General features: G+C 50.2%; 4 protein-coding genes. 1 reads left to right on the forward strand and 3 read right to left on the reverse strand.

The window, feature by feature from the left end; genetic code table 11:
* Nucleotides 1–313: 313 nt before the first annotated feature.
* The 3 genes from clpB to rluD form a co-directional block, all read right to left on the reverse strand.
* A complete protein-coding gene (gene clpB / locus AC6R0R_RS00975; protein WP_500625354.1) occupies nucleotides 314–2887 on the reverse strand; it encodes an ATP-dependent chaperone ClpB in 2574 nt (857 codons plus the stop codon).
* 113 nt (nucleotides 2888–3000) lie between these two features.
* Nucleotides 3001–3723: a peptidoglycan editing factor PgeF gene (gene pgeF, locus AC6R0R_RS00980; RefSeq protein WP_500625357.1), complete on the reverse strand. Its 723-nt coding sequence runs from the start codon at nucleotides 3721–3723 to the stop codon at nucleotides 3001–3003.
* Between the two features lie 6 nt (nucleotides 3724–3729).
* The gene (gene rluD, locus AC6R0R_RS00985) at nucleotides 3730–4707 is read right to left on the reverse strand and encodes a 23S rRNA pseudouridine(1911/1915/1917) synthase RluD (protein ID WP_500625355.1); all 978 of its coding nucleotides are present in this window, start codon (nucleotides 4705–4707) and stop codon (nucleotides 3730–3732) included.
* 129 nt (nucleotides 4708–4836) lie between these two features.
* On the opposite strand from rluD, the gene AC6R0R_RS00990 reads away from it, so the two are divergent.
* On the forward strand, nucleotides 4837–5538 hold a 702-nt coding region (locus AC6R0R_RS00990), incomplete at its 3' end, for an outer membrane protein assembly factor BamD (RefSeq protein ID WP_500625356.1).

Raw genomic sequence — 5538 nt, forward strand, 5'->3', positions numbered from 1 at the left:
AAAGAGCTAGGTGTTTCTCACTTGCCGTTAGGCTCACTCGAAACGGACGGTCATTTTAGCGATTTAACTTTTAGTGTCAAACACTTTTCGCTTAATTTCAGAAACTAATTTTCATTGCATTTCTTCGACCTATTGGCTCGGTTGCATCGTGTGCTTTTCCGTGCCAACGGAGGCGCATTATAGGCAGGAATCGCATCGAGGCAAGAGGCATTTAGAAAAAAGTCGTAATATTTGCGTCGTTCGCTCAAGCTTTGACCGATGCGATTTAAATAGCAGCAAAAAGGGCCGTTTCGGCCCTTCTGTTAGAGGAAAATTACTGGTGAGCAATAATTTGATCGTGACTCACCACCAGCTTCACGGGTTTATCTGGTATCACCTCACCCGCGAGGATAGATTTCGCTAGCGGGTTTTCAACGCTCTGTTGTATCGCCCGTTTCAGTGGTCTTGCACCGTAGACAGGATCAAACCCAACTTGAGCAATGAGATCGAGCGCTTTGTCAGACACCTCAAGCACAAAGCCTTTTTCTTCCATGCGAGCAGACAGTCTCGCTAACTGAATTGAAGCAATCGACTTGATATGGTCTGCTCCTAATGGGTGGAACACCACACTTTCGTCCACACGGTTTAAAAACTCTGGGCGGAAATGTTTGCTGACCACCTCCATCACTTGCTGCTTCATGCCCTCATAATCGACCTGACCAAAGCTTTCTTGGATGCGAGCAGAGCCAAGGTTAGATGTCATGATGACAACGGTATTACGAAAATCAACCGTACGACCTTGTCCATCCGTTAATCGTCCATCATCTAATACTTGAAGCAGGATGTTAAACACATCAGGGTGAGCCTTCTCCACTTCATCCAATAAGATGACCGAATAAGGTTTACGACGCACCGCTTCTGTTAGGTAGCCGCCTTCTTCATAGCCCACATAACCCGGAGGCGCACCAACAAGACGAGCCACAGAGTGTTTCTCCATGAACTCGGACATATCGATACGAACCATGGCGTCTTCACTGTCGAACATAAAGTTCGCTAGGGTTTTGCACAGCTCGGTTTTACCGACACCGGTTGGCCCCAAGAATAGAAACGAACCAATCGGTTTGTTCGGATCGGATAAGCCCGCGCGACTGCGGCGAATCGCATTCGAGACCACTTCAACAGCTTCAGTCTGGCCAATCACACGCTTGTGCAAGACGTCTTCCATTCGCAGCAGTTTTTCTTTCTCTGCTTCAAGCATCTTCGACACAGGAATGCCCGTCTGTTTTGACAACACTTCGGCAATTTCATTGTCGGTGACCTTATTGCGTAGCAGTGTCATCTCCTGCATTTCGGCTTGGGTTGCCAAATCAAGCTGCTTCTCTAACTCTGGGATTCGGCCATATTGCAACTCAGACATGCGGTTTAAATCACCCGCACGGCGGGCAAATTCCATATCCATTCTCGCTTGCTCGAGTTCCCCTTTAATGTGTTGTGTACCCGATAAGGCCGCTTTTTCTGCGTTCCACACCTCTTCCAGCTCAGCAAACTCTCGCTCTTTTTCACTCAACTCTTCATTGAGGATCTGCAATCGCTTCTCACTGGCTTCATCGTGTTCGTTGGTCAGCGCTTGTTGCTCAATTTTAAGTTGAATGATTTTACGCTCCAACTTATCGAGCGACTCGGGTTTGGAGTCAATCTGCATGCGAATACTGGATGCGGCTTCATCAATTAAGTCGATCGCTTTGTCAGGCAATTGGCGATCCGATACGTATCGATGCGAGAGACTCGCCGCCGCCACAATAGCAGGGTCAGTAATTTCCACATGGTGATGCAACTCATAGCGCTCTTTTAGACCGCGTAAGATAGCCACGGTATCTTCCACTGACGGCTCATCCACCAGCACTTTTTGAAAGCGTCGTTCGAGCGCAGGATCTTTTTCGATGTATTGGCGGTACTCATCTAAGGTGGTTGCCCCGACACAATGCAACTCGCCTCGAGCCAACGCGGGTTTAAGCATGTTACCGGCATCCATTGAACCTTCGCCTTTACCCGCACCCACCATGGTATGAATCTCATCAATAAAGAGGATAATGTTCCCCTCTTCTTTAGACAATTCATTGAGGACGGATTTCAAACGCTCTTCGAACTCACCACGGTATTTGGCCCCTGCAACCAGTGCGCCCATATCCAAGGAGAGTACTCGGCGCCCGCGCAATCCCTCTGGCACTTCGTTATTGATGATACGTTGTGCCAACCCTTCGACGATGGCGGTTTTACCCACACCAGGTTCACCAATGATCACCGGGTTGTTTTTTGTGCGGCGCTGCAAGACTTGAATGGTGCGACGTATCTCATCATCACGGCCTATCACAGGGTCAAGCTTGCCTTGCTCGGCACGCTCGGTGAGATCAATCGTGAATTTCTCTAACGCTTGGCGCAACTCTTCGGCATTGGGGTCGTTGACGGTTTGTCCACCGCGAATCTTATCTATCGCTGCAGCGATGTTATCTTGAGTAAGGCCTTGCTCTTTAAGCAAACTGCCAAGTGGGCCGCGGTCTTCGATCGCCGCCAGCAAGAAAATTTCTGATGAGATGTACGCATCTTTGCGCTTTTGCGCCACTTTGTCACACAGGTTAAACAGCGTTCCCATTGTGCTCGACAATTGCACATCACCGCCAATGCCACTGACTTTGGGCAAGCGGTCAAGAATTTCACTCAATTTTGAGCGTAGATGCATCACGTCCACGTTGAGCATGGTGAGCAAAGGACGAATCGGGCTACCGTCCTGATCCATCAGCGCTACCATTAGGTGAACGGGTTCTATGTATTGATGGTCGCGGCCGAGCGCCAACGATTGGGCGTCAGATATCGCGATTTGGAATTTGCTCGTAAATCTGTCAAGACGCATACCTACCTTCCTAACTCAAATGAGGTGAACGAAATTCATCATAAAGAAAGATGGATACGCACAAGGGCAATTTCAAGGTAGCAGGGAGGAGTTTCCCTAATAAACAGGTGGGATTATGATTCAAGCCAAATAAAACTGGCTTGTCGACCTGTCACGCCATCGCGTCGGTAGGAGTAAAAACGGTCAGCATCACGATAGGTACACAGCCCGCTTTGATAGATGGCCGTCACGCCGACCGATTGAAGGCGCTGTTCAACAAGGCGATTCATATCCGCCATGTACTTGCCAGATTGGCGGCCAGGCAAAAACGCCGTTTGGGCTTGTGAATCATGAGCGACAAATTGATCACGGACCTCTTGACCCACTTCAAACGCCTCAACGCTGATCGCAGGACCAATCCAGGCCAACAATTGGCCACTCATCATGCGCACCGCATTCTCAACAATCCCGTCAAGTAAGCCTCGCCACCCTGCATGCACCGCGGCAACCTCTGTACCCTCACGATTGGTCAGCAGCACCGGCAAACAATCGGCGGTCATCGCGCTGCATACGATGCCGGTTTGCCGAGTCAACGCCCCATCGGCATCCAAAACCGTATCGGTCGCCGAGTCGAGCGTCACAACATGGGTAGAGTGGGTCTGGTTGAGCCAAACCGGCGCCGAGGGCATGCCTGAATGCGCCATCAACCATTGGCGGTTTTGCGCCACCAATTCAGGATCGTCTCCGACATGCATCCCCACATTCAACCCTTGATAAGGAGACATAGAAACGCCCCCCTCTCGAGTTGAGGCAAACGCTTTTACGTTCGATGGCGCTGGCCAGTTGGGGATGATCATAGACATTTAAATTTCTTCTTCCAGACCGTGGGTTTGAGCATCCAGTCGCAGCGCTAGGGTCATCTCAACCATGTCATCAGGCACAGGCGCATGAAACTCAAGCTCCTCGCCAGTGATTGGATGTGCAAAACGCAACATGACCGCATGCAAAGCTTGACGATCAAAACCGCGGATTTTCTCCGTCAGCTCTTGGGTTGCGCCAGAAGGAATGCGAGCGCGGCCACCATAAGCGGTGTCACCCAATAGCGGGTGCTGCAAGTACGACATATGAACACGAATTTGGTGTGTACGTCCGGTCTCCAAACGTAAGCGAATGCGCGTGTGTTCGCGGAAATGCTCGGCCACGCGGTAATGCGTCACCGCAGGTTTACCCGTTGGGCTCACGGCCATCAGTGTGCGTTTGGTTGAGTGTCGACCAATCGGCTGCTCAACCTTACCGCCCGCGGTCATACGACCAATCGCGATCGCTTCATACTCACGAGTAATGTTGCGCTTTTGTAGAGCACGAACCAGGCGCGTTTGCGCTGGGACCGTTTTCGCCACCACCATAAGGCCCGTGGTGTCTTTGTCCAAGCGGTGAACGATCCCGGCACGAGGCACTTCCGCAATCGCTGGGTAGTGATGCAGTAACGCGTTGAGCACAGTGCCATCTGGCGTACCAGCACCTGGGTGAACCACAAAGTCACGCGGTTTGTTGATCACGATAATGTCGTCATCTTCATAAACGATATCCAGAGGAATATCTTGCGCTTCCCAACGTTCTTCGTCTTCGAGTTCCGCTTGTAAGGTGATCTCTTCACCGCCCATCACTTTGGTGCGCGGTTTGGTGACCACTTGGCCGTCCACACTCACTTTGCCTTCGAGCAACCACTCTTTTAGACGTGAGCGCGAAAAATCGGCAAACAATTCGGCAATCGCCTGATCGAGGCGTTGACCTAGCTGGCTATCTTTTACTGTATTGGTTAATTCAATCTGCTGAGCCATATCGAACTTTTTTAAAAACTGTGAGACTAATAGTCTCTACTATGAAAAAATAAGCGCCATTGTATCCGTTACCGCTTAGAAAGTAACGGCGGCGTACTAAATATTTAATTCAAGGAATCGAATCCTGACATGAAACAGCATACATTATCTGGCTTATTGGCATTATCCATATTGGTTGGCTGCTCGAGCAGCGAGGAGATCGTTCCTGATGTGCCACCATCAGAACTGTATTCTGAAGCGCAACTTTCTTTGCAAAGCGGCAACTGGCTCACCGCTATTGAGCAACTTGAAGCTCTAGATTCACGTTACCCATTCGGCGCTTACTCAGAGCAGGTTCAGCTAGACCTTATTTACGCTTACTACAAAAACGATGACTTGGCGCTCGGTTTGGCGACCATAGAGCGCTTTACGCGTTTGAACCCAACCCATGAGAAATTGGACTGGGTCCTCTACATGCGCGGACTCTCTCACATGGCGCAAGATCGCAACTTTATGCATGATCTGCTCAATATCGATCGTAGTGACCGAGATCCTGAGCCGGTGAAAAAAGCATTCGCAGACTTTAAGCGTCTTCTTGAGCGTTACCCAAATAGCCCATACGCAGCAGACTCTCAAAAACGCATGTACGCGCTCAAAAATCGGCTCGCCAACTACGATTTAGCGACCGCGGATTTCTACCTTCGCCGCGAGGCATGGATTGCCGCCATCAACCGTACCCAAGAGTTGCAACGCACTTATCCTGATACCGAAGCCGCTCGCAAATCATTGCAGATTCAGCTTGAAGCCTATCAACAACTCGGCTTAGAGGATGCCGTGAAGCGAACTGAAGCG

It is taken from the genome of Vibrio sp. R12-SW3-ISO1 (genome assembly GCF_059834005.1).

What these genes read in the sequence shown, in the direction of transcription:
- rluD (WP_500625355.1), bottom strand. Translation starts at nt 4,707, where the DNA reads ATGGCTCAGCAGATTGAATTAACCAATACAGTAAAAGATAGCCAGCTA.
- clpB (WP_500625354.1), bottom strand. Translation starts at nt 2,887, where the DNA reads ATGCGTCTTGACAGATTTACGAGCAAATTCCAAATCGCGATATCTGAC.
- pgeF (WP_500625357.1), bottom strand. Translation starts at nt 3,723, where the DNA reads ATGATCATCCCCAACTGGCCAGCGCCATCGAACGTAAAAGCGTTTGCC.